Annotated in this window: 41 protein-coding genes; 20 read left to right on the top strand and 21 right to left on the bottom strand. The window is 48.1% G+C overall.

The genetic code is table 11. The annotated features are described in order from the left end of the window. Nucleotides 1-23: 23 nt before the first annotated feature. From MJZ25_05330 to MJZ25_05240, 19 genes are all read right to left on the bottom strand, one after another. Nucleotides 24-209 (bottom strand): hypothetical protein, encoded by a 186-nt coding sequence (locus MJZ25_05330; GenBank protein ID MCQ2123592.1) that lies wholly within the window; start codon nucleotides 207-209, stop codon nucleotides 24-26. Beyond that, the gene (locus tag MJZ25_05325; GenBank protein MCQ2123591.1) at nucleotides 206-550 is read right to left on the bottom strand and encodes a hypothetical protein; all 345 of its coding nucleotides are present in this window, start codon (nucleotides 548-550) and stop codon (nucleotides 206-208) included. The genes MJZ25_05330 and MJZ25_05325 overlap by 4 nt, the downstream gene beginning before the upstream one ends. Nucleotides 551-554: 4 nt before the next feature. Beyond that, nucleotides 555-728: a hypothetical protein gene (locus MJZ25_05320; GenBank protein ID MCQ2123590.1), complete on the bottom strand. Its 174-nt coding sequence runs from the start codon at nucleotides 726-728 to the stop codon at nucleotides 555-557. After that, a complete protein-coding gene (locus MJZ25_05315; protein MCQ2123589.1) occupies nucleotides 725-1,021 on the bottom strand; it encodes a hypothetical protein in 297 nt (98 codons plus the stop codon). Before MJZ25_05315 ends, MJZ25_05320 begins: the two co-directional genes overlap by 4 nt. Next, nucleotides 1,005-1,541 carry a DUF5664 domain-containing protein gene (locus tag MJZ25_05310; protein ID MCQ2123588.1) on the bottom strand — a complete coding sequence of 179 codons (537 nt, stop codon included), beginning with the start codon at nucleotides 1,539-1,541 and terminating at the stop codon, nucleotides 1,005-1,007. The genes MJZ25_05315 and MJZ25_05310 overlap by 17 nt, the downstream gene beginning before the upstream one ends. Nucleotide 1,542: 1 nt before the next feature. Next, nucleotides 1,543-1,845: a hypothetical protein gene (locus MJZ25_05305; GenBank protein ID MCQ2123587.1), complete on the bottom strand. Its 303-nt coding sequence runs from the start codon at nucleotides 1,843-1,845 to the stop codon at nucleotides 1,543-1,545. Between the two features lie 20 nt (nucleotides 1,846-1,865). Then, nucleotides 1,866-2,030 (bottom strand): hypothetical protein, encoded by a 165-nt coding sequence (locus MJZ25_05300; protein MCQ2123586.1) that lies wholly within the window; start codon nucleotides 2,028-2,030, stop codon nucleotides 1,866-1,868. 3 nt (nucleotides 2,031-2,033) lie between these two features. After that, nucleotides 2,034-3,455: a ParB/RepB/Spo0J family partition protein gene (locus MJZ25_05295; GenBank protein ID MCQ2123585.1), complete on the bottom strand. Its 1,422-nt coding sequence runs from the start codon at nucleotides 3,453-3,455 to the stop codon at nucleotides 2,034-2,036. After that, nucleotides 3,439-3,975 carry a hypothetical protein gene (locus MJZ25_05290; protein ID MCQ2123584.1) on the bottom strand — a complete coding sequence of 179 codons (537 nt, stop codon included), beginning with the start codon at nucleotides 3,973-3,975 and terminating at the stop codon, nucleotides 3,439-3,441. The genes MJZ25_05295 and MJZ25_05290 overlap by 17 nt, the downstream gene beginning before the upstream one ends. Before the next feature lies 1 nt (nucleotide 3,976). Further along, a complete protein-coding gene (locus tag MJZ25_05285; GenBank protein ID MCQ2123583.1) occupies nucleotides 3,977-4,651 on the bottom strand; it encodes a hypothetical protein in 675 nt (224 codons plus the stop codon). Between the two features lie 210 nt (nucleotides 4,652-4,861). Then, nucleotides 4,862-5,422: a 3'-5' exoribonuclease gene (locus tag MJZ25_05280; protein ID MCQ2123582.1), complete on the bottom strand. Its 561-nt coding sequence runs from the start codon at nucleotides 5,420-5,422 to the stop codon at nucleotides 4,862-4,864. Nucleotides 5,423-5,592: 170 nt separating this feature from the next. Further along, the gene (locus MJZ25_05275; protein ID MCQ2123581.1) at nucleotides 5,593-5,829 is read right to left on the bottom strand and encodes a hypothetical protein; all 237 of its coding nucleotides are present in this window, start codon (nucleotides 5,827-5,829) and stop codon (nucleotides 5,593-5,595) included. Between the two features lie 9 nt (nucleotides 5,830-5,838). Continuing rightward, a complete protein-coding gene (locus tag MJZ25_05270) occupies nucleotides 5,839-6,246 on the bottom strand; it encodes a single-stranded DNA-binding protein (protein MCQ2123580.1) in 408 nt (135 codons plus the stop codon). Continuing rightward, nucleotides 6,243-6,539 carry a hypothetical protein gene (locus MJZ25_05265; GenBank protein MCQ2123579.1) on the bottom strand — a complete coding sequence of 99 codons (297 nt, stop codon included), beginning with the start codon at nucleotides 6,537-6,539 and terminating at the stop codon, nucleotides 6,243-6,245. The genes MJZ25_05270 and MJZ25_05265 overlap by 4 nt, the downstream gene beginning before the upstream one ends. A gap of 3 nt (nucleotides 6,540-6,542) precedes the next feature. Then, nucleotides 6,543-6,704 (bottom strand): hypothetical protein, encoded by a 162-nt coding sequence (locus MJZ25_05260; protein MCQ2123578.1) that lies wholly within the window; start codon nucleotides 6,702-6,704, stop codon nucleotides 6,543-6,545. A 125-nt stretch (nucleotides 6,705-6,829) separates the two neighbouring features. Beyond that, nucleotides 6,830-7,126, bottom strand: a complete 297-nt coding sequence (locus tag MJZ25_05255) for a hypothetical protein (protein MCQ2123577.1) — start codon at nucleotides 7,124-7,126, stop codon at nucleotides 6,830-6,832. After that, nucleotides 7,126-7,623 (bottom strand): hypothetical protein, encoded by a 498-nt coding sequence (locus tag MJZ25_05250; GenBank protein MCQ2123576.1) that lies wholly within the window; start codon nucleotides 7,621-7,623, stop codon nucleotides 7,126-7,128. The genes MJZ25_05255 and MJZ25_05250 overlap by 1 nt, the downstream gene beginning before the upstream one ends. Continuing rightward, entirely contained in the window at nucleotides 7,616-8,485 is an 870-nt protein-coding gene (locus MJZ25_05245) for a hypothetical protein (GenBank protein MCQ2123575.1), read from the bottom strand. Before MJZ25_05245 ends, MJZ25_05250 begins: the two co-directional genes overlap by 8 nt. A gap of 57 nt (nucleotides 8,486-8,542) precedes the next feature. Next, complete coding sequence (locus MJZ25_05240; GenBank protein ID MCQ2123574.1) at nucleotides 8,543-8,737, bottom strand: hypothetical protein; 195 nt, start codon at nucleotides 8,735-8,737, stop codon at nucleotides 8,543-8,545. A gap of 89 nt (nucleotides 8,738-8,826) precedes the next feature. On the opposite strand from MJZ25_05240, the gene MJZ25_05235 reads away from it, so the two are divergent. From MJZ25_05235 to MJZ25_05225, 3 genes are all read left to right on the top strand, one after another. Next, nucleotides 8,827-9,168, top strand: a complete 342-nt coding sequence (locus tag MJZ25_05235) for a helix-turn-helix domain-containing protein (GenBank protein MCQ2123573.1) — start codon at nucleotides 8,827-8,829, stop codon at nucleotides 9,166-9,168. Between the two features lie 5 nt (nucleotides 9,169-9,173). Next, the gene (locus MJZ25_05230; GenBank protein MCQ2123572.1) at nucleotides 9,174-9,353 is read left to right on the top strand and encodes a hypothetical protein; all 180 of its coding nucleotides are present in this window, start codon (nucleotides 9,174-9,176) and stop codon (nucleotides 9,351-9,353) included. A gap of 883 nt (nucleotides 9,354-10,236) precedes the next feature. Further along, entirely contained in the window at nucleotides 10,237-11,022 is a 786-nt protein-coding gene (locus MJZ25_05225; GenBank protein MCQ2123571.1) for a hypothetical protein, read from the top strand. A gap of 54 nt (nucleotides 11,023-11,076) precedes the next feature. Here MJZ25_05225 and MJZ25_05220 read toward each other — a convergent pair whose 3' ends face one another. Then, nucleotides 11,077-11,304 carry a hypothetical protein gene (locus tag MJZ25_05220; GenBank protein ID MCQ2123570.1) on the bottom strand — a complete coding sequence of 76 codons (228 nt, stop codon included), beginning with the start codon at nucleotides 11,302-11,304 and terminating at the stop codon, nucleotides 11,077-11,079. Between the two features lie 310 nt (nucleotides 11,305-11,614). Here MJZ25_05220 and MJZ25_05215 point away from each other — a divergent pair, with 310 nt between their 5' ends. The 8 genes from MJZ25_05215 to MJZ25_05180 all read left to right on the top strand — a co-directional run bounded on the left by MJZ25_05215 (nucleotide 11,615) and on the right by MJZ25_05180 (nucleotide 17,378). Further along, on the top strand, nucleotides 11,615-12,115 hold the full coding sequence (locus MJZ25_05215; protein ID MCQ2123569.1) for a hypothetical protein: 501 nt from the start codon (nucleotides 11,615-11,617) through the stop codon (nucleotides 12,113-12,115). Between the two features lie 14 nt (nucleotides 12,116-12,129). Continuing rightward, a complete protein-coding gene (locus MJZ25_05210) occupies nucleotides 12,130-12,453 on the top strand; it encodes a hypothetical protein (protein MCQ2123568.1) in 324 nt (107 codons plus the stop codon). 1 nt (nucleotide 12,454) lies between these two features. Next, nucleotides 12,455-12,637, top strand: coding sequence for a hypothetical protein (locus MJZ25_05205; GenBank protein ID MCQ2123567.1), 183 nt, complete (start codon nucleotides 12,455-12,457; stop codon nucleotides 12,635-12,637). Between the two features lie 655 nt (nucleotides 12,638-13,292). Then, nucleotides 13,293-13,523: a hypothetical protein gene (locus tag MJZ25_05200; GenBank protein ID MCQ2123566.1), complete on the top strand. Its 231-nt coding sequence runs from the start codon at nucleotides 13,293-13,295 to the stop codon at nucleotides 13,521-13,523. Continuing rightward, nucleotides 13,516-13,998: a hypothetical protein gene (locus tag MJZ25_05195; protein ID MCQ2123565.1), complete on the top strand. Its 483-nt coding sequence runs from the start codon at nucleotides 13,516-13,518 to the stop codon at nucleotides 13,996-13,998. The genes MJZ25_05200 and MJZ25_05195 overlap by 8 nt, the downstream gene beginning before the upstream one ends. A gap of 94 nt (nucleotides 13,999-14,092) precedes the next feature. Next, nucleotides 14,093-14,806 carry a hypothetical protein gene (locus MJZ25_05190; protein MCQ2123564.1) on the top strand — a complete coding sequence of 238 codons (714 nt, stop codon included), beginning with the start codon at nucleotides 14,093-14,095 and terminating at the stop codon, nucleotides 14,804-14,806. Continuing rightward, nucleotides 14,806-16,689, top strand: coding sequence for a phage terminase large subunit family protein (locus tag MJZ25_05185; GenBank protein ID MCQ2123563.1), 1,884 nt, complete (start codon nucleotides 14,806-14,808; stop codon nucleotides 16,687-16,689). The genes MJZ25_05190 and MJZ25_05185 overlap by 1 nt, the downstream gene beginning before the upstream one ends. Beyond that, nucleotides 16,686-17,378 carry a hypothetical protein gene (locus MJZ25_05180; GenBank protein ID MCQ2123562.1) on the top strand — a complete coding sequence of 231 codons (693 nt, stop codon included), beginning with the start codon at nucleotides 16,686-16,688 and terminating at the stop codon, nucleotides 17,376-17,378. Before MJZ25_05185 ends, MJZ25_05180 begins: the two co-directional genes overlap by 4 nt. Here MJZ25_05180 and MJZ25_05175 read toward each other — a convergent pair. After that, a complete protein-coding gene (locus MJZ25_05175) occupies nucleotides 17,338-17,589 on the bottom strand; it encodes a hypothetical protein (protein MCQ2123561.1) in 252 nt (83 codons plus the stop codon). The genes MJZ25_05180 and MJZ25_05175 overlap by 41 nt on opposite strands. A gap of 141 nt (nucleotides 17,590-17,730) precedes the next feature. Here MJZ25_05175 and MJZ25_05170 point away from each other — a divergent pair, with 141 nt between their 5' ends. Genes MJZ25_05170 through MJZ25_05130 form a run of 9 tightly spaced genes read left to right on the top strand, consistent with a single transcriptional unit; the run spans nucleotide 17,731 to nucleotide 24,842 of the window. Then, entirely contained in the window at nucleotides 17,731-17,958 is a 228-nt protein-coding gene (locus MJZ25_05170; GenBank protein ID MCQ2123560.1) for a hypothetical protein, read from the top strand. Nucleotides 17,959-17,974: 16 nt separating this feature from the next. After that, on the top strand, nucleotides 17,975-19,525 hold the full coding sequence (locus MJZ25_05165) for a phage portal protein (protein ID MCQ2123559.1): 1,551 nt from the start codon (nucleotides 17,975-17,977) through the stop codon (nucleotides 19,523-19,525). Between the two features lie 10 nt (nucleotides 19,526-19,535). Further along, complete coding sequence (locus tag MJZ25_05160) at nucleotides 19,536-20,834, top strand: S49 family peptidase (protein MCQ2123558.1); 1,299 nt, start codon at nucleotides 19,536-19,538, stop codon at nucleotides 20,832-20,834. A gap of 3 nt (nucleotides 20,835-20,837) precedes the next feature. Beyond that, on the top strand, nucleotides 20,838-21,188 hold the full coding sequence (locus MJZ25_05155) for a hypothetical protein (GenBank protein ID MCQ2123557.1): 351 nt from the start codon (nucleotides 20,838-20,840) through the stop codon (nucleotides 21,186-21,188). A 15-nt stretch (nucleotides 21,189-21,203) separates the two neighbouring features. Beyond that, entirely contained in the window at nucleotides 21,204-22,241 is a 1,038-nt protein-coding gene (locus MJZ25_05150) for a major capsid protein (GenBank protein MCQ2123556.1), read from the top strand. A gap of 3 nt (nucleotides 22,242-22,244) precedes the next feature. Further along, a complete protein-coding gene (locus MJZ25_05145; protein ID MCQ2123555.1) occupies nucleotides 22,245-22,619 on the top strand; it encodes a hypothetical protein in 375 nt (124 codons plus the stop codon). Continuing rightward, complete coding sequence (locus tag MJZ25_05140; protein MCQ2123554.1) at nucleotides 22,591-23,145, top strand: hypothetical protein; 555 nt, start codon at nucleotides 22,591-22,593, stop codon at nucleotides 23,143-23,145. The genes MJZ25_05145 and MJZ25_05140 overlap by 29 nt, the downstream gene beginning before the upstream one ends. After that, the gene (locus MJZ25_05135; protein ID MCQ2123553.1) at nucleotides 23,146-23,346 is read left to right on the top strand and encodes a DUF2635 domain-containing protein; all 201 of its coding nucleotides are present in this window, start codon (nucleotides 23,146-23,148) and stop codon (nucleotides 23,344-23,346) included. Continuing rightward, the gene (locus MJZ25_05130) at nucleotides 23,346-24,842 is read left to right on the top strand and encodes a phage tail sheath subtilisin-like domain-containing protein (protein MCQ2123552.1); all 1,497 of its coding nucleotides are present in this window, start codon (nucleotides 23,346-23,348) and stop codon (nucleotides 24,840-24,842) included. The genes MJZ25_05135 and MJZ25_05130 overlap by 1 nt, the downstream gene beginning before the upstream one ends. The last annotated feature ends 9 nt before the right edge of the window (nucleotides 24,843-24,851 follow it).

The raw sequence follows: 24,851 nt of genomic DNA, 5'->3' as shown, positions 1-24,851 counted from the left end.
TTAAATTGCCTGGTCGTCATTTTTTAAAACATTGATTCTTGGATTGTTATTGTTTGGCGAATTTCTTTTTTAATTTGAATTATGTCGTTCAGGTCTTCTTTTAAAAGTTCTTCGTCCCATTCACCTTCCGATTCATAAACGGCCAAACTAATAGCAGCTTCTTCTTTGCTTAGCATTTTTGCTAAAATTTCATACTGTCTTTTGGTCATTCTTTATCCCAAGTGATAATGAAGTATTTCTTTCCTGGTTCCGCACCCCATTCAGGGCGACCTTCGCCAATGCGGATTTTGGGGTTCTTCAATTCCATGCGTCGGCTGGTGTCGTCGGCCTTCGGATAGCCTAAAGTGAATATTAGGCGTTCGTAGGAACTAAAAATTTCTTTTGGGCAGTTTTTTACATTGCATATTTTACAAACGCCTTTGCAAAAAACTTTATTCGAAAAAAGCCTCTTTTTCCAGTAGTCCGACATTTCTCGATATTCCTCCAGCTTCACGCCGTCGCGAATCGTCTCGAACCACTTGCGCTTCAAGGGTAGCGTCAAAGTTTTCATTATTCTACACCTTTATTTTGAGCCTTAGCCGTTTTTGGCAGCAAGGACATGTTGTTTCAACGATCTTTTCTTTGGGTGGGTCAGGATACTTGTCGGCGATATCCTTGACTGTTGCAGCGGGTTTGTTTTGCAGGAATTTTTTTCCCAGTTCTGTGTTGGCGAATTCTTCTAACGTCATTCCTGCACCTCTGAGGTTTCCAAAATTTTTGGACGGCCGTGGTCCTTGTTGAAGCTGATCATGTCCTTTTCCTTGTAGGTGTAGAACGTTCTCAGGTCCATCTTGCCGTAATCGTCGGTGTGGAAAACGGCGACCTTGATCAGGCCTTCGTCGGAGTAGTCCGTGAACTGTTCGATGAATTCCTGGATGTAATCCTTGACTTCGTTCATTTCATAAACGGTAGCGTCGGTCTTGATTTCGGTTAAGACATTATTGATTAATTCATGATGAGTTGTTTTAATGTTGTAAGACATCATAATCCTCCAGGCTTACCAGGAATGAGATGTTGCAGGCGACGTGCCAGAGGTGGGGGAGGCCGGATTCTTCGTCACGGCTTTGGGGATCGTCAATGTACTGTGCCCAATGGCGGAAGGCTGCATCGCGGTAGCGTTCGATTTCTACGGTCTTCCAGTTGTCCTTGGACTTGTATTTGCGATTGCCGTATTCACGGACGCGGGCGATTGCTTCAAGGATTTTCGTCGGGACAAGGGAAAGCTGGGGCTTGCCGCAGTCGGCTTTTGCGGACTGATTCGGAATGTTGAACGGTTCCTTGTCGGGGTGTGTCCAAAAGTTGGGAATGAACTCGGTCTGAGTCTTTTCCATTTCGGAAACAACTGCCGAGGATTCCTCGGTGGTTGCAGTCTTCTTCTTACGGCCGCGCTTGGAGACGGGCTTGTCGGTGGGCTTGAAATCTTCCCACTGTTTTTCGAGAGCTTCCATGCCGCGCTTGGCAATTTTGTTTTTTAGCGGATTTTCGATTTTTTTCTTTCGCATATTATTTCCTCACAAATGCGTTGCTTTTAATTTCGTCGTTGCTGGGGATGCGGAACTGCATCATTAAGCGGTCCAGGTCATCGACAAGGAAAAACACTTCCTTGCCGTCGCGATGAACCGTGATTTCGTGATTACGGGCCTTTTCTGCAAGGTAGCGGGTGTGCTTACGCCCGATGTAATCAGTGGCCTGCAGGATGTTCATCCACTTGCGACGACCGGGAACGCTCTTGATTTCTTCAAGAGCAGCAATGAGCTTGCTTTGCAACTGGTCAAGATCTTCTTTGGTGACAATTTCAACAGGCATATCAGTCCTTGCTTTATGATTTACTTTTTGACACACTGGGCGCATTTGAACACGTTCAGGCCTACTTCGAACATGTCTTTGATTTTGAACTTGTGGCCACAACGGTAGCAGGTTGCCAAAAGGTTGGGGCTGTCGCCAAGGAATACCTTTGCTTCACATTCCCTGGCGAGCTTGAAGTAATTCATTTTCTACTCCTGCTCTTCTTCGATTTCAGTTTCGGGTTCTTCTTCAATCTGCCGGCGGGCTTCGGCTTCATACCAGGAATGTTCCTTAAGGTCAAAGAAAGCGCGTTCGACTTCAGACTTGTAGATGACGCCGTCGTAATCGGTGAGAATGTCTACGATCTTTGCAACGATGTAGTCGCGCTGGGAATCGCCATTGGCGGTAGGTTCATCGATGTTGGCTACGGCTCCTTCGTCGTATTCTTCATCGGCGTCTGCCGTACTGCTTTCGCCGAAGGTTTCGTTGTCGTAGCACTCGGTATTCAGTGTGTCGAAGATAAGGGCTACGGCGTTCGAATTAATGCTGTCTACGATGTTCTGGACGCGTTCCTTAAAGTCAGCCTTTTCCAGTTCATTTTTGCGCTGATGTACCTTGCTGTTCAGTTCGCGTTCTGCGCGTTCCTGTTCCTGGGCTTCCTCTTCTTCAGGGTCTTTGGGTGCTTCGGAGCGCTTCCAGCGGAAAACCACCTCTCCGTCCTTCTTGACGTAGAACCAGAGATGTCCACCGTTTTCCTTGATGCGTTCAACGACTTCAACGTCGCTTTCGCTCATTTTGTCCGGATCAATGAAACTGTAGGAATGGATGAAATTCCAATCGTAATTGCCTTCCCATTGGATGTAGCCGTTTTTCTTCAGTTCAGCAACCTTGCCTTCAATGAACTTGTCCAGATTATTCTGATAGCATTCTCCGTCCTGGCAGTAGCTGTCGGTAACGTCGCCGAAAATGTCCTGCTGGGTGATGGTCTGCTTGTCGCATCCCTTGCAGATTTTCTTTGTGTTGAAGGGAGTCTTGGAGAGGTTCTTCTTCTCGTTCATGATACGAGTTTTCAGGTCTTCCGGATGTGTGTAGCGGCACTGATCAGCGAACTTCTTGACTTCATCATCGTTGTTGCACATGGTCAGCACTTCTGCGTGGGCTAGGGTGATTTCGCCTTCGTCTACCATTTTCATGATATCGTCGCCCAGCTCCGCCATTTTCTGGCGACCAAGGGCCCAGCGCACGCTGTGGCCGAAGTTGGTTGCGATGGAACGGATGTCGGTGCCGTTCTTGACCATCTGCAGGACCGCGCGGCATTCGTCACCTGCACTCATGTTCTTACGGCTCACGTTCTCGGCGGTGGCGATTTCGAAGAGCTTGTCTTCGGGACCGTCAATCACGTTACAGGCTACATTTTCGATGCCGAGATTCTGCAGAGCCTTGAGGCGGCGGGAACCGGCTACCACTTCGAAACGGGTACCGTTCCAGCGGACGGTCAGCGGGGAGATAAGGCCGTGGGCCTTGATGCTTGCTTCAAGATCGGAAACGTCACCGATTTCGGATCTGGGGTTGTTCTGGTTGGGGATGATTTTCGCGACTGCGATAGTTCTCATGTCAAGCTGCGTTTTCATTGATTTTGTTCCTTTTGCTTGGTGCGATATAACCTTTTAGTTTTGCGTATCGGAGTTGAAGGGCGCTTATGGTTCTTTCTGGCATGATCTCGTGGATCTGCGGATATGTCATTTTCTTGTTGTCCCTAAGGTCCAGGAGTTTCTTGTCCTTGAAAACGGACCAGTAGTCTCGTTTACGGTTGCTCTCGATTCCACGACGCCTTAGGATTTCGTAGAACTTTTGGTAGCAGGCAAGTTTCAGTTCGCCGTTGTACTCCCTGAACAGTTCGTAGGCGCTCTTGTCTGGATTGTCCAGGAATATTTCGACTACTCTGTCCAGGGTGGATTCCGGAATGATGTCTGGAGTCTTCTTTGTGAAACCGAGCAGGCTCCTGAGCGTATCGACTGCATGCTTTGTCATTCCGATGCTTTCGCCGATTTTCAAGGCTTCTTCACGGTCGCAGTCGAGCCTTGGAAGCAAATCCTGCAGTTCCTTGACCGTGAAAGTCTTGCAGCCGTACTTCGTGCGTTCCTTTCGCATCCTAGTCCTTGAAGAAGCGGTATTCTTCTTTCATGTCGATGGAGGGATCAGAACTCGTTTCGTCCGAGCCGTGCTTGATGGGGTATGCGACAAGGATCATGTCAGGGTATGCTGCAACGCAGGTTTCCATGTTTTCGCTGCAGACCATGCGTTCCTGGACGCTTGCATAGAAATCGTTGTACGGGCAGGTTTTCTTGACGTTGTCAAGGATTACGAGGAGCTTCGGGTCGAACATCTTTCCGTGATCAATGGCCTTGCTGCAAACCGCCATTTCCGGGAGTACATTTTTCCAGTTGATGTACTCGAAGTTTTTCCATTCGCCATCTTCGGAAATAGGGCGTCCATTCTTGCTGAGGAATTCGTCGTAGTTCTTGCTGGTTACCAGAGCGTAGCCGTTGGCATACTGGATGTGCATAAGGCCTGCGTGGTTCGCGGTAAGCTCAATGCATTCGTTGTAATCGTTTTCGGCTTCCTGGCAGAAACGCTCGATTTTGGTTGCACATCCGATGTGGTGGGAAAATGCAGTGGCGGTCTTGCTACCGTTTTCAATCCAGATGCAGCAAAGTTTTGCGTATCCGCTCTTGATATCGTTGCTCATGACCTTGCTCATTGCAGCGAACTTGCTGGCGGTCTCGTGAATGATTTCGTTCATGTGCTTTTCTTTTGCACTGTTCATGATTGGGTTCCTTTTGTTGAAAAAATTGCCCTCCGGACGCGGTACAACACAACCAATAGGAGGACTCAATGACTTAGATCAGATGCGTCCATCGGGCTAAATTGAAACCCTGGCGGGGTGTGTAATTCAATGCTGGGGCCTGAGTTGCAGGGCGCCGACATCTAGTGTGTTTTTGTTTTGTTGTTGTGTTGTGCCCGCCAGGGCTATATTCTACTGGATGCTCTTTGCGGGAGCGAGCTGCAGACCAAAGAAATGACGGAGTCCGCGCATCTGTGCCTTGGCGTCTTCCAGGGCATTGTGCTTCTCGACGTTGCCTTCGTTGGCCTTTACTTCGGGGAACAGTTCCTTGATGGTGCGGTAGTCGCGCTGCTGCCAGAGCTTCCACAGGGGAGAGACGCCGGTTCTTGCGAAAAGTTCGCCAAGGATCGGGAAGTCGAAATCAATGCCGCAGCTCCACACAGTGAACTTGCAGCTGCCGCGGCCGGGGTTGAAGTTCTTGTAGAAAAACTGCTTGAATTCGCTCAGGACTTCTGCAGGGCCCTTCTCGCCGCCGAAGGCTTCCAGCATTACGGATTCGTCCTGCTTGCGCCACCATTCCATGGTGGAGGGTTCGTCAAAGAACATTTCCTTGGCAAGCTGTTCCGGATTGATTCGTTCATAGAAACTTACCTGCTGGCCGTCTTCGTTGAAGCCGAAGGCTCCGATGGAAAGCACCTTGCAGCCAGGCTTGGTGCCGGTGGTCTCGATATCAATCATGAGGATGTTTCGCATTTTTCTTTATCCTTTGTAAGAGGTTCATGTTGTTGTCGTAAGTTTTCTTGCCGGCCCAAAAGATTCCGTGCCTCCAGCAGAAGGTCCTGCAGGCTCGCATTGTACGCCCTTCCGGAATCACGCCAGCCTTTAGAATGGCGACTTCAGAAGTGGTCCACGGTGTATGATTCTTATCCTTTGACATATTCGTTGTGCGTTGCCATTTTGAGTCGGATTGCGTCGCAAATTCCGTTGACATTGCTGGACTTGATTGCGCCGAGGTTGTCGATGGTTTCTTTTACGGCGCGGCAAGGTTTTCCGCATACTTCGGTATGGCTGATTTTGCCTTCGCCATCGATGAATATGGATACCACATAATTCGTTTCGTTGTGGGTCTTTCCCTGGAGCCTGATTACTGCGTTGGTCATATCATCCCCCTAGAACGGCAAGTCGTCATCGTCTTGCGGTGTAGTGTTCTGGAACGCAGCTTCGGCAGCCTGGTCCTTGTCGCTCTTGCGGTCACCCTTCTTTGCTGTCAAGTGAATCTCGCTGCAGTTCAGGTAGTTGGCGTTGTGCTGGACACCATTGTTGTCGGTCCAGGTGTGGTTCTCCATGCGGCCGCTGACGATAACGCTGTCGCCCTTGGCGAGGTTTACCTTGCGGACGTAATTTGCACTGCCCCAGATGACGACCGAAATCCAGTCGGTAGGGCGGTTGCCGTCCTGGTCCTTGTAGTTGCGGTCAACGGCGATGCTGAAACGGACTCGTTCCTTGCCGTTGGGCATTGTGGTAATCTCTGGATTGTTGCCCAGGCGACCGTGAAAAATAGCGTGATTCAAACTCATTTAGACTTCTCTTCAAATTCAGGTGGAAAACGGATCGGTTGACTCAATGGATGTTCGCTTGGCAAAAGCCTTGGCGAAAGTGACGGCTCGGCCCCGGTGTGGATGCCATCGTAGTTGAACGCAAGCAATCTGGTGGCCTTCTTGATGAAGGCTTCTCTACCGCCGTTCCTGCACATATCCGGTTCCCTGCGCATGATGTACCAGGAGTATTCCTTGGTCCATCCCATCTTGATGCAGAGCATGTGCAGGGCGTTCTTGTAGTTGTTTCGTCTGACTGCTTCGTGTACGTTCATAAGCTACCCGTCGAGAATAGATGCGATGCAGTAGAGGAACGGGAACAGGGCGAACATGGCTGTTGCGACCAGTGCTCCCGCGAAGTTGTCGCGACGCTCTTCGGCTTCCTTGCGGTTGCGTTCCTGCTGCCAGAAGGCTGCGCTCTTGAATTCGTTGAAGTTCATATTTGCTAAGTTCCCTTTAAAACATGAGGTTTCTATGATTATTGATGACACGATTACAGATCTTGATAGCCCAGTTTACTTTGAAGCTAAGTGGTTTGATCCGTACCTTGAATTTTATGGGGCGTTCACTGGTGCGGTTCAGGTTTACGATGTGACTCGCGAGGAATGGCTTGAGCTTTATCGGGATCGAGATCATGATACGTGCCTGAAGATTTTGTGCAATCACAAAAGTCGGAAAGTGTGATGTCTTTCTTGGACACTACGGCGAAAACGTTGTAACCGTTTTTCAGCTTGCAGTAGGTACTTCCATGGTCCGACAAGTTTCTGCTCATGAGAATGCTTCTTGTGACGAATTGAGCGATGAGCCATGAGCCTAAATCGACAAGGACTTTTTTCTTTGCTTTTCTGATAAGCCAGGACATCACTTTTCCTCCATGAGTTTTTCTGTGACTTGGTTGACGATGGCGAGGGCTTCTTCCTGGACCTTGTCTTCGTCGATGGGCGGGATGATGCCCTTGCCCGATGCGATGAGGGGGCGGTAGACTTCGGTGAGGGCCCTGAAGGCGGGGAGCGAACGCAGGTCCTTGTCTTCCTTGAAGGGGAGCCACGAATGCTTTACCTGCTGGATGCAGTTGTAGCCGATGTGGCGGTTCTTGAGGCACCACTTGAGTTCGCCCGGATTCACGGCGTGGGGGAACATTCCCATTTCGCGCTGAGCCTGGTGTGCGTCCTCGAACAGGCCCTTCAGGCGCTTGGTGCAGCAGGGCAATGCGTTTATCATGGCCTTGGTCACCACCATCTCCTCGTCGGAGAGCGCCGGGGCGCCGTACTCGATGCGGTCCACCTTCAGTAGGTACTCGATGACCTGGAGCCTGAGCAATAGGCACAGATGGTTCACTTTTTTCTGCATATCATCCATACAGCTGCTTCAGCTCCTCCATTGAAAGTTCCGAATCGTTGACCTTGGAATCGTGATTGACCGATTCCCCGCGGATGAATCGGGCCATGGCCTCGCGCTCCTCCGCCTTGAAGTTCTTTGCCTTGCCGCCCGCGTTCTCCAGGCGTTTCTCGGTGAGCTTCATGTTCTGGACCTTGTCCCACACCCAGTTGCCGCGGCGAAGCACCATGTAGTGGCTCTTGTAGCGCTTGGCTGCCTTGCCGTTGTTCTCGATGTAGCCGTCAAGGATGTTGATGGCGACGGCGAGATCGTGGCCGTACAGTTCCCTGAGCTTGGCCCCCTCTTCGTCGGTGAGGAGCACGTGCTTGTTTTCGCCATAGGGCTTTTTCAAGGGCTTGGCTACCGCGGTGGACGTTGCGGATTCCAGAATCGACCCTTGCGGGCTGTGGTTGTTCTCCCCAGCGTTACCGGTAGGGGCGTCCACTTTGGAGCCAGAGGTTTTTGCAGATGTACCAGATTCCAGATGCGCACGGTTGCCCGTGTTAGCGATGTTCAGCGAGCCCTCGCGGGTGTCGCCATCTGCAAAATTCGTGCAGGAAGGTTGTGCTTTACAATCGTCCGCTGTGTTGCCGTTCGCGGCTTCCTGCTGTGATCCGTTTGCGTTTACACTTGCGCTGGGAACGGTCACTTGGTCGTTATGCTTGTTGTAATATGCCTGGTTGGTTTGCTGGCGCTTTTGCATCCTTGATTCAGTAACTTTGTACTGTTCTTTAATGAAATCGTCAACATCGTTTGAACGACATCCAGAGCGAACATCTCTAATGGCTTTTCTCCACCAAGAACCGAGTTCTTCGTTGGTCATTGTTGATTGAATTGCGTCCATTTCTTGCATATCAAAAGAGATGAATCTTGGAATGTCGTTTTTGGGGCGAGCCATTTTTTAACCATTGACTCCGAGTTCTACTGCCTTGTCATAAACCAGGTCACCGACGATAGCGCTTAAAGGCTTGTTTGATCCGGTGGTGTTGCTGATTTGACTTTGGATGGAATCAAGAAGTTCTTTGGTTTTAGGGGTTACGCGAACATTGTAACCACTAGCCGTATTGTTGATATTTTTACCACTATTGTTAATCATATTACCATAAACAGATAAAAATTTTACCATTGTCAATAGGTTGTGGTAAAATTTTTCACTTTTTTTTATTCTTTTTTATATTCCTTGCCATGGATAGAATTAGACTTCAGGAATTTATGGATCGTAAGGGGTATAAACAGCAGTCTCTTGCGAATGCTTTAGGGGTGAAAAGGGAACTTGTTGCTGCCTGGAATACCGGTAGAAGCGATGTCACTCGTGAGAATATTGGTAAACTCCTGAGTGCGGGAATGTTCTTGGAAGAAATTTTTGGTGAGGAAGTCGCCGCAAAAGCGCTTCGGAAAAATGAATCTTCTAATGATTCGGTAAATTCAGCTGATGTTCGTGACATAGCCCGCCAAATGCTGATAGACAGCATGAGCCAGACATTGGAGAAGCTCAAGTCCGACGGCCCCAAGCCCCCTCAAAAGTAGGTCTTATGAAAAAGATTGAAACTTTAGTCAAGTCCGGGAAATTCGTTCTTCACGTTATTTCTTACCGTCCGCTGACTCGTCAGGAGGTTCTCTTAGCAGTAGCAGAGTATCAGCGTGCTTGCGGTTTGAAGTCCTTGCCGAAAACTGGTAGTGGCACTGTGGTGACAAGCTTCGGAGCCGTCTAACAGCGGATTCAATGGCTGCGTTGATTACCTGGTCAACGCCTTCTTGACCGATGGTCCTTTTTAGAAACCTGTATGGAAACTTGATAGAAGCTTCGCCTTTGTAGTTCGCTTCAATCGCCTTGCTGAATTCACTCTTTAGACTCATGGGTTTAATTTAAACCAATGTTTTTACTGACGGGGCAAAATTGCCCCATCTTTTTTCTAGAACCCCAGCTCCTTTTTAAGGTCAAGGATCCTCCTGTAGATAAGGTCCTTGGCCTTTTTTGCGTCGTGTTCGTGCTCGATGATGGCAAAGCAGTACCCTACGGCCTGCATAACGGATTTAATCATATTTTCCTCGTTGGTTAAAAAGAAAGAAGAACCAAGAAAGAAAAAGTTCTACACTATACATCCTTCTTACGTGTAAACATCCTTTTTATGTATACATATATGTTAAGGTAAGATGTCTTACAATCATTCTTATAAGTACGCTTATAAGACATCTTAAATCTTTTTCAGTCCTTCAGAACAAACACACATTCTTGATTCCCGCCTGTCAATAGCCAAAACCCCGCCATAAACAGCCGTCACGGCCCTTTTTATGGGCAAAGGTGCCAATACTAGCCCCAACCCCAAAACAACGCCAACGCCACGCCTGTGCAGCGTGCTGCTAACTCGGGAGAGTCCGTCGCAAGGCACCGCCGCGGGCTTCCGCCCGTCCAAGCGCACACAGCCCCCTGCTCCCTGAACCGGCTCCAGGCGCACACCAAGTCCTTGTGGCATAATTAGGATGGTCTCTTATTCCCCGGCCCCCAAGCGCCACCACCACGCCCCTTCTGAGCCTTTCAAGACCCGCGCGGGCCCCGCCTTGACCCTGGCCAAACTTTTGTGTATCTTTGGGGGTATGACTGAAGATATTTTTGAAGTTCATTTGAAAAATTCCAAGATGGTCCGGCTTGTTGATCTTGCCGATTCAATGAACGCGCTGGCCGAGATGTACTCTTCGTTTTGTGAACGTACAGATCCGGGCCATGGAGCAGAGTTGTATGTCAAGGAGGTGCGCAAGGGTAGCGTAATCATCGACCTGGCTTCTACTGCCGGCGCACTTATGCCTATCGTGGAAAATGCAAGTTCAATTATTCAGTTTGCCCAGTTTTTCAAGTCGGTCGTTGAGTCTCTTTCCAAGCCTGTCTCTGTAGAAAATCTCCCTGATGGGGCCGATGCGAAAACTCTTAGAAATGTCGGTCGTGTTCTGAATCCCTGCGTAAAGGATTCCGATGGCAGTGTCGCTTTCTCTGTCATTGGTGACAACAATAATATCAGCGTTTATGTCGACAAGACTTCTGCAGAATGCTCCGGAATTTCTAACAGGGCTGTCAATGTTTCCGAGCGTATGATGATGCCTGGCAGAGCTTTGCTTGAAAAGGAAATCTTGTATCTTAACCAGGTCCGTAATGACGGCAAGTCTGGAAATCCTGGGGATAGGGGAATTGTGACTTCTGTTTCCAAGAGTCCTAAAAAGCTTATTTCCCTGGATGACTCTTTCAAGAAGGAAGTTCTTGATTCCAAGGAAAACTTCTTTGATTATGGGTACATTGTCGACATCGAGGTTGAAAGGGCCGGAGACCGTGTCGTTGCCTATAGGATCTTGAAATATCATGAAAAGTTCCTGATTGAGGATGATGAGTAGATAACCGGGCCTGCGTTCGCGGGCTCGTTTTTGTTTGGTGGATGTTTGGTGGGTTTACTTCCGCTTCTTTTTCAGAGCTTTTTCTTTAGCCGATTCTTCGGCTTCGATTTCTAGGAATTCCTGATAGGCTTCCTCATAATCCTTCGGGTCGGAGTAGATGTCGTGCAGAACCTTCTGCCATAAAGCTCTTCCGAGTTTCCAGAATCGTCGCTTGACTCCGGCAGAGCTGATTATCCATTCGTTGCCGACCAGGTCGGCTTCCAGTTCTCCACGCTCGCACATTCTTCGAATGGTCCTGTCGGATCTTTCACAGTAGAAGGCGACCGTCTTCGGGGGTACGGTTAGGTGCCTCATGCGGTTTCTCCTAAATTCTTGTAATAAAATTATAATTGTTTTGTATTTTGTATAGATTGCTTGACGGACTAATTAGGCTTATCTGGACAACTTGGACAAACACGGACGTGTTTTGTGGACAGTTCGGACTGATTGGAGCCGTTGGACACTTGCCATTGTATTTGCCGTTTTTCCTTCATAGATTTTGCTTGTCGGGCAATTCCGCCCGGCGAACAGTAAAGGGTAATTGGGTAATCCGATGGCTACTTACACTAACGAAGGTTCTTCCAGCACCGCTAAAGCTGGTCTTGGTCTTGGCATTGCAGGTACTGCACTTGCCCTCATGCAGAACGGTGGTCTTGGTTCGCTCTTTGGCGGCGGCAATCAACAGACTACCTTGGCTCTCGCCCAGAAGGATTCGGAGATTGCACTTCTTAAGGCCGGTCAGGAAACTGACAAGAAGCTGGTGGAAGTCTACAATGCTCTGTTCCGCAACGACAAGGAAATGAATGCTAAGATTGCTGGCATTGACGGTCGTGTTCTGGCTCTGGAAACTGCTGCTCCTCTGAAGGAACAGATTGTGGATCAGAAGATTGCTCGCGTCGCCGATACGATGACTTGCTGCTGCAACGCCGCAAACGCCGCTATCGACAATCTTAAGGCAACTCTTGCGGGCATTACAAAGACTGTTGTCCCGAATTCCAGCGTTTGTCCTGGTTGGGGCCCTGTGGCTATCGCCCCTGAAACTCCGGCGGCATAACAAGGAGCTGAGCTATGATCACTTTACAGCAGGCACTTGACGGATTGACTATGTTCGCCACTCAGGATGTGATTGCCGCTATGCCTAATTCCATGAGCAAGTTCATTGCTCTTATGGCTGTTGGTGCGATGCGGAACAATCCTGCATCATTCATTAAGCCTTACGAATCTGTCCTTAAGTCTTTTGGGGTGCTGTCTGAAGACGGCTCCATGGTTCATGAGGATAATGTTCGTGCCGCCTTGAACGAGGCCTTCAGCAATATGCCTAAGGTTTCCTGGATGGGATTCACCTTTTCCGCCGATGATGCTGCCAAGCTGATGGCTCGCATGGGAGGCTAATATGGGCGAACTGTTCGCTAAATTGGAAAAACGCTGCATGACTCATCTCGAAGTCATCTGCAACGAGTCTGACGATGCCAATGGCTTTGCCAGTTCTCAGCAGATTGACGACATGAAGGACTTGCTCCAGAGTGTTCGCGATATGCACGAGATTCAGTGCATGCAGAAAAAATCCGTTGTCTAGACCTTAGTGGTTAGGCAACACCAAGCCGGAGGGGAGTGATTCTCTCTGGCTTTTTGCGTCTAAATGTTGAATGTTTTGGTTAATTTGGATGGTGGGGCGGTATGTCTGGTGTTGGGTTAACGCCTGTTAGATTCGCTTCACATTCGCTCCACAATCGCTTAATTCGTTTAACTTGAATGTTTTTAGGTTAATGCTAGTTAATCGTTGTTTACCGCTTGATTACGGGCGATGTGCAGGGGGCTGTGGGTACCGGTTCGGTCTCGTTGGTTAACGTTGGTTAATCGGTTAAACCTGTGTTAACGGGCGTGGAGGGGTAGGGTAGGCCCCCTGTCAAAAAGGTTTGTTGCTCTCCGGAATCGGCTCATGGGGTGGCGCGCGCGACTTCGTCCGCAAATTTTTGAGATTTTCGGGTGGGTTAACGGGTTCCTGGGTGGACCACGATGGGCGGTTCGTTTGACAAATCGCAGCTGAAAAACGATAAAAGAGTGTAGATGACGCTAATTGAACGAAAATGATATAAAATGCAGTAAAACGATATAAACTGCAATGAAATGGTAAAAAATGCTATGATTTGGAATACTTTTATTTGCTTTACTAAAGTCAATTAGGTATTTTCTTTGTAGATTTGGCAACGAATTCAAACGGAGGTTGTCTTATGAATAAGAAAGATCTTGCAAAGATTGCTCTTTCAAGCGTATTCTCCATTGGATCTTTGAATGTTGTTTCTGGTAATCCAACAGTTCATGTTGATTTGAAAAAAAGATACGTTGGTAAGAGCAATGTTGATTTGGTTCGAATCCCAACTTTTTCAGAAAGCCTAGATGTGAATTTTGGTTCTGTTGGCGCGGTCCTTTGTAATGCCAATAAGGAACTTGTTCATGGGTGATAATATTCCTTTAAATGGATCTGAACAAGAACAGCCTGCTACAATGCAGGCCACTATACAGTTTAACCAGGCTAATCTGTATGCTGACAAATCCCTTGTTACTCCAGAAATAATTGAAGCCGTTTCAAAGGATGAAGACATCAAAACTCATTTTCTTAGATGGGGTGATGTTGCTAGTGAAAATTCAAAGATTGCTGCTCAAAATCAGTCGAAGCAGCTAGATTATATTCATGAAGACAACAAAAGAAATGCAGAGCTTCATGAGATGAATTTGAAAAATGCTAAGACCGAGGTTTGGCTGAGGGGAATTGCATCAATACTTCCGTCTTGTTTTTCTTTTTTGATAAGCTTTGCTCTGATTATTTGTGGAGCTCTTGTCATAATTTTTACAGAAAAAGATAGTTATGGCTGGGTGTCGACTATTGTAGGTTTGATTATTCCTGCAATATCCGTTATAAAAGGTTCAAAGAAATAATTTTACAGCCGGGTTTGCCTGGCTTTTTTGTTGTGACGTTTATTAACTCGTTTTAACTAATTCCGTTTAACTTTGGTTAAACGAGGTTTAAAAAATGGACTATGCGCGTCACCAACATTCTTACAGCGACGATGATCTTGTAAATGGGCGTCAAATTGCGCAGCAGTTGGGTGTTTCCGGCGCTGCCGTTTCTAAGGCCACTTCGACTGGGCGAATGGATACTTTCCGGAATTCACGCGGCGAGAAATGTTACCACAAGGTTGTAAGTCCGCAGCAGTTCTATCTGAAGAAGGATCGCAGCAAGGTTACTACTCCAACTCGTGGCCAGATGGCCGCTGGTTACGATAACATGGATGCCCAGGCCGTGGCCCATGTGATTGGTGGCGAAAATCCGCAGGCCCCTCAACCTATTTCGGCTCCTATCCAGGGAATGGATTTTGGTGCGGTCATGCAGGAACGCCAGGAACTGGAAGTTTCCAGGGCTGAAAAGGAATACCACATGGCGCGCCTTGCGAAGCTTAAGGCTGACGAAAAAGAAGGTAGTCTTGTGGATAAGCAGACCGTATTCCTGAAGGGTTACCAGATGGGCGCCATGATCCAGGAAAAGGTCATGAACATGTATGTGCAGCTGGCTCCAAAGATTTGTGGCCATCTTCAGGAACAGCTGGCGAATGCCGGTATTGAACCGGAAAAACTCCGTTTGGCCATGAAGGATTCCAACCATGAGATTGGAGAAATTATCCGCAAGGAATCCATTATCGTACTGAAAGACCTTAGCGAAAGAACTGTTGACAATTTCTTTGTCTGATGGCGATTGAAGAATTGACAGAACCTCGCGCCGTGGCACAAAAGGCGGAACGTTCCCAGGTGTTGCATGAGAACGTGTCTTTTTGTCTTGCTGGAATTATTCAAGGGCTTACGCCACCAAAGGATTTGACCATTAGCCAGTGGGCTGCTGAAACGCGCCTGCTTGCCGGTGAAGCTTCTGCATCCAAGGGTAAGTGGACTAACGACAGGACGCCTTACCTTGTGGAAATCATGGATATGCTTTCCCCGCAGAATCCATGCGCCGATGTGGCCTTCATGAAAGGCTCCCAGATTGGCGGTACGGAATGCATGATAAATACGGCACTTTATTATATGCTTCAAAGTCCGTGCCCGATTGGACTTTATCAGACTACGGATGACGCTGCTGCTGATTTTGAGCGGCAGCGCCTTGCCCCGACATTTACGGCCATGAAGATGGATAAGTATTTTACCAACGATACTGCTGGCTGCAAGGAATATCCGGGCGGTATATTTTTCCTTGGATCAGGTGGATCCGCTTCTCAGTTGCGTTCAAAGCCGTTGCAAGTTGTTCTTTGTGATGAAATTTCAGGATGGCCCCTTGACTGCAATGGCGAAGGTGATCCGTGCGACCTGGTGAAGCGCCGAACGACGAACTTCCCGAGAAAGAAGAGATTTTGGAACAGTACCCCTACGGTTCGTGGCAAGTGCCGTATCACAAAGAAATTTGAAGTTGGCGACCAGCGTTATTACAATGTTCCCTGCCCGCATTGCGGTGAACTTCATGTGTGGAAGTTTGGGTACATGGTGTGGGACCGTGACGAAAACGGTAATCATTTGCCATGGACAGTTCGCATGAAGTGCCCTCATTGTGGCGGTGAGTATCAGGAATGGCGTAAGACTGAACTGATGGCTCTTGGCCAGTGGGTCCCGACAAACGAAAACGGGGCGTATCCTAGTTATCATCTGAGTGCGTTCTATAGTCCGCTGGGGTGGTATTCCTGGGAAGAAGCTGTCTCCGAGTTCCTTGAAGCAAAGGGCGACCCGCAAAAGATGAAGGTGTGGACCAACAACGTTGCGGGTGAAGCGTGGGATGAAGACAACCAGGTGAAGCGTGACTATTCGGACCTTGAACTTCGATGTGAAGATTATGGTTGTGAGGTTCCTGACGATGTTGTTCTGTTGACGGCTGGCGTCGACACTCAGGATGATCGTCTTGAATGCGAGATTGTAGGATGGGGCAAGGGACTTGAAAGCTGGAGTATTGGCTATTGGATGATTCCCGGAGACCCTGACTTGGAAGAAGTCTGGGAGACTCTTGATGGAATCCTGAATGCGCCATACAGCAAGGCGGACGGGCAGCAGCTTTATGTTGCTGCAGGGCTTGTGGACTCTGGTGGCCATAAAACTTCTGCCGTGTATAAATACTGCTCCAAGAGAGAATGGCGAAAAATTTACGCGAGTATAGGTGCCCGAGGTCCTAACCGTCCGGTGATTAGCCGTCCGGGATCCACGAAAAAATCAAGCGCCGAAAATGCAAAACTCATTACCGTCGGAACCGATACCGTAAAGGATTGGTTCTTCAATGTGTTGAACTATGACAAGCCTGGTCCAGGATTTTGCCATTTTCCCATTAGCGAAAATTACGATGGCGAACATTTTAGGCAACTGACTGCAGAAGTGAAAAAGTCACGTATGAGCCGCGGTTTCTTGACCTATGCCTATGAGAAGGTTTACGAACGAAATGAGCCGCTGGACTGTCGTGTGTACGCCCGTGCGGCAATCAACTTGACCGGCCTTGATGTAGATAAGTTGGCTAGTCTTGGAATGTCTTTTACCAGGAATCCGGCGCAAAGAATGGTGCGGAAGCCTGCCAGAGTTATCAATCAGGGGTTGAGTCTATGATGGATTTCCATGTGTCTTGCAACATCAATAAGTTCCTAAAGGAAATTGATGATGTGCGTGAAAAGCAGTTGCCGTTCGCTATGAAGGAAGCGGTGAACATGAATGCGTTCCGTTCCCGCCGAGCGCTCATTAAGGATTATCCGCGAAAGTTCACCATGCGAAACAAGGGGCTTCCGAACTTGATTCGCATTGACAAGGCTGATAAGAATGTTCCTGCAGCAAGGATTTATCTGGACAAGCTATTCATGGTCCGTCAGGAATATGGCGGCGAAAAGGTAGCAAAGCCCGGGAAGTCTGTTCCTGTTCCTCGCGAAGGCGTTACCTCCAAAGGTATGACAGTGAAGGGTGCTATCAAGCCTGGTTATTATGTATCGGCTTTGCTTGCTGATGCCAAGAATGGTGGTAAAAAGTCGCGAATCCGTAAGGGACGCGAATACTCCGAAAGTAGACCTACCGCCAGAAAGATTTCAAAGTACAAACCATTTGAAATGGAGCGTGCCGATGGCGTGAAATTTATCGCCCGTCACATTGCGGGATCCAGGAAGTTGGAATGGATGTACGCCATGTACCCGAAAGTAGAAGTGCCAGCTCGTTGGAACTGGCAGAAAATTGTAGAATTTTTCTATAAGAAGTATATCGAAAGCGACTTTATGACTGCTTATCAGAAGGCTGTGAAGACGGCGAAGTGATATTCAGTTGAAAAGCTATAGCCGAAACGAAGTAGAATAAAGTTGAAAAAACTGGTACGAAAAAAGAAGCGTCGTAAAATAGAGTTGATACGCTGCCAATTTTAATTGTCGTGCAGTAGTGCCAGCCGATGGCGTAAAATCCCCAGTACAAGCAGAAGAATGTGATCTGCTTCAGTACGATGTCGAGGATTTTATTTTTCTGCTTTTTCATGCTCTAAATATACACTCTTTTTAACCAAATGGTTAAACTAAAAGTTAATCAAGGTTAAAAGTTTAACCATTCTCTTTAGTCCGCAAAAAATGATGTGACGATTTTATTTGAATCGCATCGTACTTCGTCTATTTTGTTGGCGTGGAAAAGATTTACTCCGTCGAACTTTGTCAGAAGATGGTTGACGCCGCTGAAAAGGCGTTGCTCAAGGCTATGGAAGCCCAGAGCTATTCCATTGGCGGCCGTTCCCTGAGTCGCGCGTCCGTTGAGTCTTGCCAAAAGACTTATGACTTGTGGATGAGCCGCTTGGCCGCTGCCAAAGGTGTTCGGAAGGGTAAGTCCAAAATTTTTACTGCCGTTCCTGTATAGGTTTTGAATGTCTCGTATGATGGGTCCTAGAGGTACTGCCTGGAAAGCGGCTTCGGTTATTACCGAGGCTTTGCGTAACTTTGTTGCGCTTCCGAGTTCTGCGGATAGAGACCTTGCTCTTGACCTTGATATTTTAAGGCTCCGTAGCCGTCAGCTTTTCCAGAACAACACATTCAGTCGGGCAATGATTGAAAGTTTTACGACGAATGTTGTTGGTACTGGATGCAAGTGCCGTCCGAATATCAGAATGCCGGACCGTCTTGGAATGACTCAGGAAGAAGCTGAAAAGTGGGCAAAAAATACCCAGAGCCTTTTTGAACTTTGGGCAAATTCCAAGAATTGTGATGCCGAAAAGAAGAATACCTTCGCCCAGCTTCAGCATCTTGCTTTCAAGTCTGCGAAAATTGGCGGTGATAGTTTTGGTTTGGCTTGCTACGACAAGAATAGTCCTTTTGGCCTTTGCATTAAGATTCTTGAAAGCGAACGCTGCCAGAATCCGTTTGGAGTGATGGATTCCGACGCTCTTTTACATGGCGTTGAAACAAACAAGAACGGAACCCCTGCCGCCTATTATTTTACATCGAGACCGGCTTGGAGTATTGATAGTTATACCGATAACGTGGATACTGTAAGGGTTCCTGCATTTGACGCTTTAGGTAATCCGAATGTAATCCACATTCTTTCTGTGGATCGCACAGATCAGCGTCGCGGTGTGCCTTTGTTGGCCCCGTTGATTATGCAGTTGAAGCAACTGGAACGATACCAGGATGCAGAACTCATGGCCGCTGTTGTCAGTGCCTGTGTAACAGCCGTTGTTACCAGCAATGATGACGAAGAAGCTGATGACCTTAGCGGAATGACTGGTATTGGTGGCGGTGGCAATGAGGAACAGCAGGTGGATTCCTATGGAAATGAAGTTCCTGCAAGAAGGAACGAACTTGAACTTTCCATGAAGCCTGGTGGAATTTGGTCTTTGCCGAACAAGTTTAAGGCGGACTTGCTGAACCCGGCTCGACCGAACGTAAACTATCAGCCGTTTGTGGAATCGATTTTCAGCGAAGCAGGTGCCGCTACTGGTGCCAGCTATGAAGTTATCCTGAAAAATTTCCATACATCAAACTATAACTCTGTTCGTGCAGCTGTTCTTGAAAGCCGTAAGACATTCAATCGTATGCGTGAGGATTTTATCAGCGACTTCTGTCAGCCCATATACGAAAAGTGGTTGGCCCAGGCTGTACTTGTTGGTGAAATTGAAGCTCCAGGTTTCTTTGATGATCCGATGAAGCGTGCGCTGTGGTGTGGCTGCCGTTGGATTTCTGATGCAGCATTCTTGCTTGACCCGCTTCGTGAAACTCAGGCAATCAAGATGCAGATTGACGAACAGCTTATGGACCGTGATACTGCTTGCGCCATGGTCAATGGCGGCGAATACGATGTGATTACAGACCAACTTGCAAAGGAACTGAATATGCGCAAGGCAAAGGGTCTTGGCGAACCTGGTAGCGTAACTAAGACTGAAAGTTTCTCTGTATCGACTGATGATACGAACGAAAGTTCTTTGAACTAGGAAAATAGGAATGAATTTTTTGGCGAAGTTTATCGGTACAAAGTGGGCTATGCGCTCCGAAGATGCTTCTATCCTGGCATCTACTAAAACTAATGGTTGGAAATATTCCGAAGAAAACGGATGGACTAATCGCAAACCTGATGGTGAAAGCTCTCAAAAGAACTGCGTGACAATTCGTGAAGATGGTATTGCTGTTATTCATGTTGATGGTGCTTTGAGCTATCGTTCTGATTCTTTGACAGAATGGTTTGAAGAAGATACTTACGATTCCATTCGTGCCGCATTTGAAGAGTGCATGGCTGATGATGATATCAAAGGTATCGTCTTCGACATCAATTCTCCTGGCGGCGAAGTGAACGGATGCGCTGACCTTGGAAACAAGATTTTTGAAGCCCGCGGTAAAAAGCCGTATGGCATTGTTGCTCGCACCGGTGGAATGATGTGTTCTGCTGCCTATTGGTTGGGATCCAGTTGTGAAAAAGTTTATTGCGCCGATAACGGCACTCTTGGTTCTATTGGTGTACTGTGCTGCTTCTCGAAGTGGAGCGAGGATTTGGTCAAGACGCAGGTAGTTGTTTCTGACCTGTCTCCAGACAAAGCTGCAACGCCCGACACTCCGGAAGGATTGGCTCTTGTCAAAAAAGAACTGAACGATCTTGCCAGCGTTTTCATTGAAACTGTTGCACGTAACCGTGGAACGACTTACCAGGATGTACTCAACAATTACGGTAAGGGTGCCGTGTTTATCGGTGCCGATGCTGTAAAGGCTGGTCTCGCAGATGGCGTTATTTCCCTTGACGCCTTGTGTGAAAATATGACTAAGGGAAGCAACTACAATGGAGGTGCCGTCATGGCCACTACCGTTAAGAAGACTGAAGCAGGTTCTGCTGAAGTTGATCTGGAAGCTGTCAAGGCTCAGGCTATTGCCGATTACAAGGCCCGTGTTGCTTCCTTCGAAGATGCTTTTGCGGGTGTTGAAATCTCTGCAGAAGACAAGAAAAACTTTATGGAAGACGAATCTAAGACCGTCGCTGACGCGAATGAGTTCGCTCTCTCCAAAGCTAAGGAGCAGATCGTTGCCCAGGCAGAAGAACTGAAGAAGGTTTCTGCTGAACGTGACGAATTCAAGGCTAAGGCTGAAACAGTTCCGTCTGCCGCATCTGAAAAGGATCGTGCTATTTCCGCACTTGAAAAGAGTGCCTCTGCCGCAAACAGCGTGACTCCGGATGGCGAAAAGGAAGAAACTTCTGCTTCTAAGCATTCCGATTGGGCCAAGGAAGCTGCAAACAAATTCTACAAAAAGGGGTAAACAATGTCGACTAAGATCAATTTCGACAACGATATCGCAGGTGATTTCCCGATTCACAGCGAAGTTGTAAAGATCGGGGCCAATCAGAACCTTAAGCGCGGAGCAATCCTTGCGGTGAATTCCGCTGGTGCCGACAAGGGCCTTGTGCTTGTTGCCGGTGATGCTAAACCGGTTGCTCGCCTTATGGCGGATGTAAATACTGGTGCTAATGGCGGCTATGCTCTCGTTGCCCGCACAGGTTGCTTTGCTGACGGTTCTATTGTGATTGGCGAAGGTGCCAATGTGCAGACCGTTAAGGATGAACTTGCCGCACGTTGCCTTTTCTTTAAGGCTGTTGACGGCGTAAAGGACTAATGAAAGGAGAACAGAATGTCTGGTGAACTCAATATTGATTCTCGCTACGAGCTGACTAAGCTTACCAGCGAAAACTTTAAGCCTTCTCAGTTCCTTCGCCGTATGTGCGCTGTTGAACTGCACAAGACTAAGACTCTTATTCTTCAGCAGAATAAGAAGACCCGTCTCATTGCTTCCTATGTTGCCGATGATGACGAAAATGGCAAGGCTCTTGCCCGTGATGGCTTTGAACGCCTTGTGGTGACTGCTCCTACCGTGCATCCGTGGCGCGATCTTTCCAAGCGCGATGTCGAAACTGCTGCTAAGGCAGACGGTATTGTTACCTATGGTGGCCAGGAAAGTTCTGAAAAGATTAAGTTCCAGAGCTTGATGAATGACGCTCTCGAACTTCGTCAGTCTATCGAACGTCGTGAAGAACAGCAGATTGTTGAAGCGATCACTACTGGTAAGGTTGATGTTAAGGTTGATAACAATCTGATGCGAACCATCAACCTGAACATCCCTTCTGCAAACCTTTCTCCCGCAGCTTCTGGTGATAAGTTTGATGCGAATGGTTCCAATCCGATTCTCTATCTTCTGAACCAGAAACGTCTGGTCGCGCAGAATGGTGGTGGCAATGTCGGTTTGACCATCATGGGTAACGACGCTTTCGACGCTTTCATTCAGAATGATGCAGTCAAGGAATACATGGACAAGCGTCACATGATGTTCGGCGAAATTGACCCGAAGGACACCGATCCGGAAGGCATTACTCGTGCCGCTCACATCCTTGGCATGGACATCGTTACCTACGATGAATTCTTCTATGACGAAAAGCAGAAGAAGGATCTGAACTTGATTCCCAAGGATTCCATTATCATGATTGGTAATGGTGCTGGCTTCAAGATGCATTACGGCGCTATCGCAGATGGTACCGACGGCACCCTGAATGTTTGCCAGTCCTACGTTTACACCTGGATTAAGAACGGCAAGTCCAAGATTCTTGAAGAAGAATCCAGCCCGTTGTTTGTCCCGATGAACGGTGCCGCAATCATTTCTCGTAAGGTTGTGTAAACAATGTCTTTCAAGGATGACCTCATCGATGATCTTTCCGGCTCGTTTTTTAATGAAGACGAGTTCGGGGAGATTGTTACCCTCGTGAGAGACGGTAAGGAATATTCCTTGAACGGCTTGTATGATGAACTTCCTTTGCAAGGTGAGAATATGGGTGGTGGCGTGGATGCCATTTCCCATAATCCTCGCCTTTTTGTTTCTGCGTCCTCTTTGCCAGGTGGAAAACCCTGCAAGGGCGATGTTTTTGTTTTGGGTGAAAATGAATTCCACGAAGCAAAACGCGTTGTGGCTAAGGATGTTGAATTCCCGAAAGACGGTGTAGTGGTTTACTACCTGAAGGATCGTGCAAGTGGCTCTAAGAACTTTGTCAGCAATTAAGCAGCTTCGCCATGCGGTAATCGATACGATTATCAATGCCAATATCGATGGCATTGGTGAGAATGTGTTTGAGGCTCGCAAGGATGATGCCTGGCCTGAGGAAGGTTCCTTTGCCGTTGTGTATACAGATTCCTTTAGTTTTGATGATCAGCGCACAAGTCCGAAAGCTTACAAGTGCTCTGGTAGCGTTGTTGTTGATGTTGTTTGCCAGGATGAATGTGATTCTGTCAATGATATGCTCGATGACATGACTCACTCCGTTATCGCTGCACTCCAACCGCTAATGCCTAAGGAAGGCTTTTTCGGAGGGCTTACTAAGCGGTTTGTACTGACTGGGATTGAAAACAACTTGACCGCTCTTGGCGAAATGAACAGAGGTTGTCAGCGAATTACGTTCTCTACGGAATTTAATGTGACGATATCTGTTGGTGGACCTGCAGATGAATTTATTTCTGCTAATAACGAAATCTCCATGGGCGAGGGTTCCGGAAACAAGCAAAAGTTTACTACGAGAGTGAGGCGATGAATGGCTAACAAACTTTTTTTGAAACCGGCCGTAGGCCTGGCAGTTTATCTGCCTGCTCGTGGTCGTAATGTTCTGCCCGATGGCGAAAACATTGCTGTTGACGCCTATGTGGCTCGCAGAATTGCTGATGGCGAATTGGTAGAAGTTAAAACTGCCAAGGTGTCTGAGGTTAAAATCAACAAGAATACGGAGGGTGACTGATGTCTATTCAGTTCCAGAAAATTCCGGCAAATAATCTCGTGCCGATTTTTGCTACGGAATTTGACAATTCCCGCGCAGCCAAGGCGGGCCCGATGCCTTGGAAAAACCTTTTGATTGGTCAGGCAACGAAAGCTGGCGCTCCTACAGGTGTGACCCAGATTTTTTCTGATGCCGAAGCCGATTCCCTGTTTGGCGAAGGTTCCCAGATTGCTCTTATGGCTCGTGCGTTCCGCAAGAATGCAAAGAACATGGAACTTTACTGCCTTGCTCTGCAGGATGCGTCTGATGGTGCCGCTGCAACTGGTTCCATTACCGTAACCGGTACTGCAACAGAATCCGCCCCGATTTACCTTTTGATTGGTGGCCAGGCCGTGACCGTGACTGTTGTCTCCGGTGATGAGGCTAAGGATGCTGATGGGACTCCTGGTGTGGCTTCCAACATCGCAACAGCAATCAATGAAGTCAAGAATCTCCCTGTAACGGCTTCTGCGTCTAACGGCGTTGTAACTATTACCGCAAAGAACAAGGGTACCGCAGGTAACGACATCAGTGTTCTCGCGAACTTCAATGCTGGAGAAAAGACGCCGGGCGGCTTGACGGTTACTCTCCCTGAATCCGGAAAACTTTCCGGAGGCGCAAAGGACGCTGCTTACAACGAAACTTCCGTTGGTGCGAAAATCGCCGGCGAATGGTTCAAGGCCGTTGTAGTTGGCTGTGGTGACAATACTGAAACAGGCGGCGTTGCCTATATCAAGGAACTCCTGGATGATCTTTGGGGTGCTACCGTCCAGCGTGATGGCGTTCTTTACTATTCCGTGGCAGGTACCCTCTCTGCGTATACCACTGCAGGTAACGCACGCAATTCCCAGTTGATTTGCATTCCGGGTCTCGTGAAGACTCCGTCTCAGCCCTGCGTCGTTGCGGCTGCTTCTGCTGGCTGCATCGCTCAGTGCGCTCTCAATGACCCTGCTGTACCGCTCAGCAACTGGCCTGTCTATGGAGTTGTCGCTCCGAAGGCAGACGACCGTCTGATTATGGCTGAAGCGAATACCTTGCTCAAGTCTGGCGTGGCTCTTCTTGCTGCAGGCGATGACGGTACCGTGTACCTCAAGCGCTGCGTTACCACCTACAAGCGGAATGCTGCAGATGTTTCTGATACCAGCTATCAGCAGCTCGAAAAGGTTCATACCTTGAGCTTCTTGCGCTGGGATTGGAATGCTTACCTTGGCGGTAAGTACCCCCATGCAAAGCTTGCTGACGATGGCAACGAATATGGTCCTGGCCAGGTTGTGATGACTCCTTCTTTGGGCAAGGCTGAAATTCTTACCCGTTACAAGTATTGGATGAGCAAGGGTCTTGTCCAGAACTACGAAGAGTTCGCTGCAAACGTTGTCGTGGAACGTGATTCTGATGACGATACCGCAATGAACTTCCTCATTCCTGCAGACCTTATCGATCAGCTCTTGATTTGCAAGAGCAAGATTCAGTTCAAGTAAGGAGGTGAA

The organism is Fibrobacter sp., from assembly GCA_024399065.1.
Classification (GTDB): Bacteria; Fibrobacterota; Fibrobacteria; order Fibrobacterales; family Fibrobacteraceae; genus Fibrobacter.
This window is presented reverse-complemented; position numbering and strand designations above follow the sequence as displayed.

Coding starts and splice junctions, on each gene's coding strand:
- MJZ25_05185 (MCQ2123563.1), top strand. CDS start 14,806: ATGGCGATTGAAGAATTGACAGAACCTCGCGCCGTGGCACAAAAGGCG.
- MJZ25_05300 (MCQ2123586.1), bottom strand. CDS start 2,030: ATGAATTACTTCAAGCTCGCCAGGGAATGTGAAGCAAAGGTATTCCTT.
- MJZ25_05315 (MCQ2123589.1), bottom strand. CDS start 1,021: ATGTCTTACAACATTAAAACAACTCATCATGAATTAATCAATAATGTC.
- MJZ25_05245 (MCQ2123575.1), bottom strand. CDS start 8,485: ATGGACGCAATTCAATCAACAATGACCAACGAAGAACTCGGTTCTTGG.
- MJZ25_05180 (MCQ2123562.1), top strand. CDS start 16,686: ATGATGGATTTCCATGTGTCTTGCAACATCAATAAGTTCCTAAAGGAA.
- MJZ25_05270 (MCQ2123580.1), bottom strand. CDS start 6,246: ATGAGTTTGAATCACGCTATTTTTCACGGTCGCCTGGGCAACAATCCA.
- MJZ25_05240 (MCQ2123574.1), bottom strand. CDS start 8,737: ATGATTAACAATAGTGGTAAAAATATCAACAATACGGCTAGTGGTTAC.
- MJZ25_05190 (MCQ2123564.1), top strand. CDS start 14,093: ATGGACTATGCGCGTCACCAACATTCTTACAGCGACGATGATCTTGTA.
- MJZ25_05260 (MCQ2123578.1), bottom strand. CDS start 6,704: ATGAACTTCAACGAATTCAAGAGCGCAGCCTTCTGGCAGCAGGAACGC.
- MJZ25_05145 (MCQ2123555.1), top strand. CDS start 22,245: ATGTCTTTCAAGGATGACCTCATCGATGATCTTTCCGGCTCGTTTTTT.
- MJZ25_05215 (MCQ2123569.1), top strand. CDS start 11,615: ATGGCTACTTACACTAACGAAGGTTCTTCCAGCACCGCTAAAGCTGGT.
- MJZ25_05280 (MCQ2123582.1), bottom strand. CDS start 5,422: ATGCGAAACATCCTCATGATTGATATCGAGACCACCGGCACCAAGCCT.
- MJZ25_05195 (MCQ2123565.1), top strand. CDS start 13,516: ATGGGTGATAATATTCCTTTAAATGGATCTGAACAAGAACAGCCTGCT.
- MJZ25_05160 (MCQ2123558.1), top strand. CDS start 19,536: ATGAATTTTTTGGCGAAGTTTATCGGTACAAAGTGGGCTATGCGCTCC.
- MJZ25_05265 (MCQ2123579.1), bottom strand. CDS start 6,539: ATGAACGTACACGAAGCAGTCAGACGAAACAACTACAAGAACGCCCTG.
- MJZ25_05210 (MCQ2123568.1), top strand. CDS start 12,130: ATGATCACTTTACAGCAGGCACTTGACGGATTGACTATGTTCGCCACT.
- MJZ25_05220 (MCQ2123570.1), bottom strand. CDS start 11,304: ATGTGCGAGCGTGGAGAACTGGAAGCCGACCTGGTCGGCAACGAATGG.
- MJZ25_05250 (MCQ2123576.1), bottom strand. CDS start 7,623: ATGGATGATATGCAGAAAAAAGTGAACCATCTGTGCCTATTGCTCAGG.
- MJZ25_05295 (MCQ2123585.1), bottom strand. CDS start 3,455: ATGAAAACGCAGCTTGACATGAGAACTATCGCAGTCGCGAAAATCATC.
- MJZ25_05135 (MCQ2123553.1), top strand. CDS start 23,146: ATGGCTAACAAACTTTTTTTGAAACCGGCCGTAGGCCTGGCAGTTTAT.
- MJZ25_05310 (MCQ2123588.1), bottom strand. CDS start 1,541: ATGCGAAAGAAAAAAATCGAAAATCCGCTAAAAAACAAAATTGCCAAG.
- MJZ25_05320 (MCQ2123590.1), bottom strand. CDS start 728: ATGACGTTAGAAGAATTCGCCAACACAGAACTGGGAAAAAAATTCCTG.
- MJZ25_05150 (MCQ2123556.1), top strand. CDS start 21,204: ATGTCTGGTGAACTCAATATTGATTCTCGCTACGAGCTGACTAAGCTT.
- MJZ25_05330 (MCQ2123592.1), bottom strand. CDS start 209: ATGACCAAAAGACAGTATGAAATTTTAGCAAAAATGCTAAGCAAAGAA.
- MJZ25_05165 (MCQ2123559.1), top strand. CDS start 17,975: ATGATGGGTCCTAGAGGTACTGCCTGGAAAGCGGCTTCGGTTATTACC.
- MJZ25_05305 (MCQ2123587.1), bottom strand. CDS start 1,845: ATGCCTGTTGAAATTGTCACCAAAGAAGATCTTGACCAGTTGCAAAGC.
- MJZ25_05325 (MCQ2123591.1), bottom strand. CDS start 550: ATGAAAACTTTGACGCTACCCTTGAAGCGCAAGTGGTTCGAGACGATT.
- MJZ25_05230 (MCQ2123572.1), top strand. CDS start 9,174: ATGAAAAAGATTGAAACTTTAGTCAAGTCCGGGAAATTCGTTCTTCAC.
- MJZ25_05235 (MCQ2123573.1), top strand. CDS start 8,827: ATGGATAGAATTAGACTTCAGGAATTTATGGATCGTAAGGGGTATAAA.
- MJZ25_05225 (MCQ2123571.1), top strand. CDS start 10,237: ATGACTGAAGATATTTTTGAAGTTCATTTGAAAAATTCCAAGATGGTC.
- MJZ25_05205 (MCQ2123567.1), top strand. CDS start 12,455: ATGGGCGAACTGTTCGCTAAATTGGAAAAACGCTGCATGACTCATCTC.
- MJZ25_05155 (MCQ2123557.1), top strand. CDS start 20,838: ATGTCGACTAAGATCAATTTCGACAACGATATCGCAGGTGATTTCCCG.
- MJZ25_05275 (MCQ2123581.1), bottom strand. CDS start 5,829: ATGACCAACGCAGTAATCAGGCTCCAGGGAAAGACCCACAACGAAACG.
- MJZ25_05130 (MCQ2123552.1), top strand. CDS start 23,346: ATGTCTATTCAGTTCCAGAAAATTCCGGCAAATAATCTCGTGCCGATT.
- MJZ25_05290 (MCQ2123584.1), bottom strand. CDS start 3,975: ATGCGAAAGGAACGCACGAAGTACGGCTGCAAGACTTTCACGGTCAAG.
- MJZ25_05200 (MCQ2123566.1), top strand. CDS start 13,293: ATGAATAAGAAAGATCTTGCAAAGATTGCTCTTTCAAGCGTATTCTCC.
- MJZ25_05175 (MCQ2123561.1), bottom strand. CDS start 17,589: ATGAAAAAGCAGAAAAATAAAATCCTCGACATCGTACTGAAGCAGATC.
- MJZ25_05285 (MCQ2123583.1), bottom strand. CDS start 4,651: ATGAACAGTGCAAAAGAAAAGCACATGAACGAAATCATTCACGAGACC.
- MJZ25_05255 (MCQ2123577.1), bottom strand. CDS start 7,126: ATGTCCTGGCTTATCAGAAAAGCAAAGAAAAAAGTCCTTGTCGATTTA.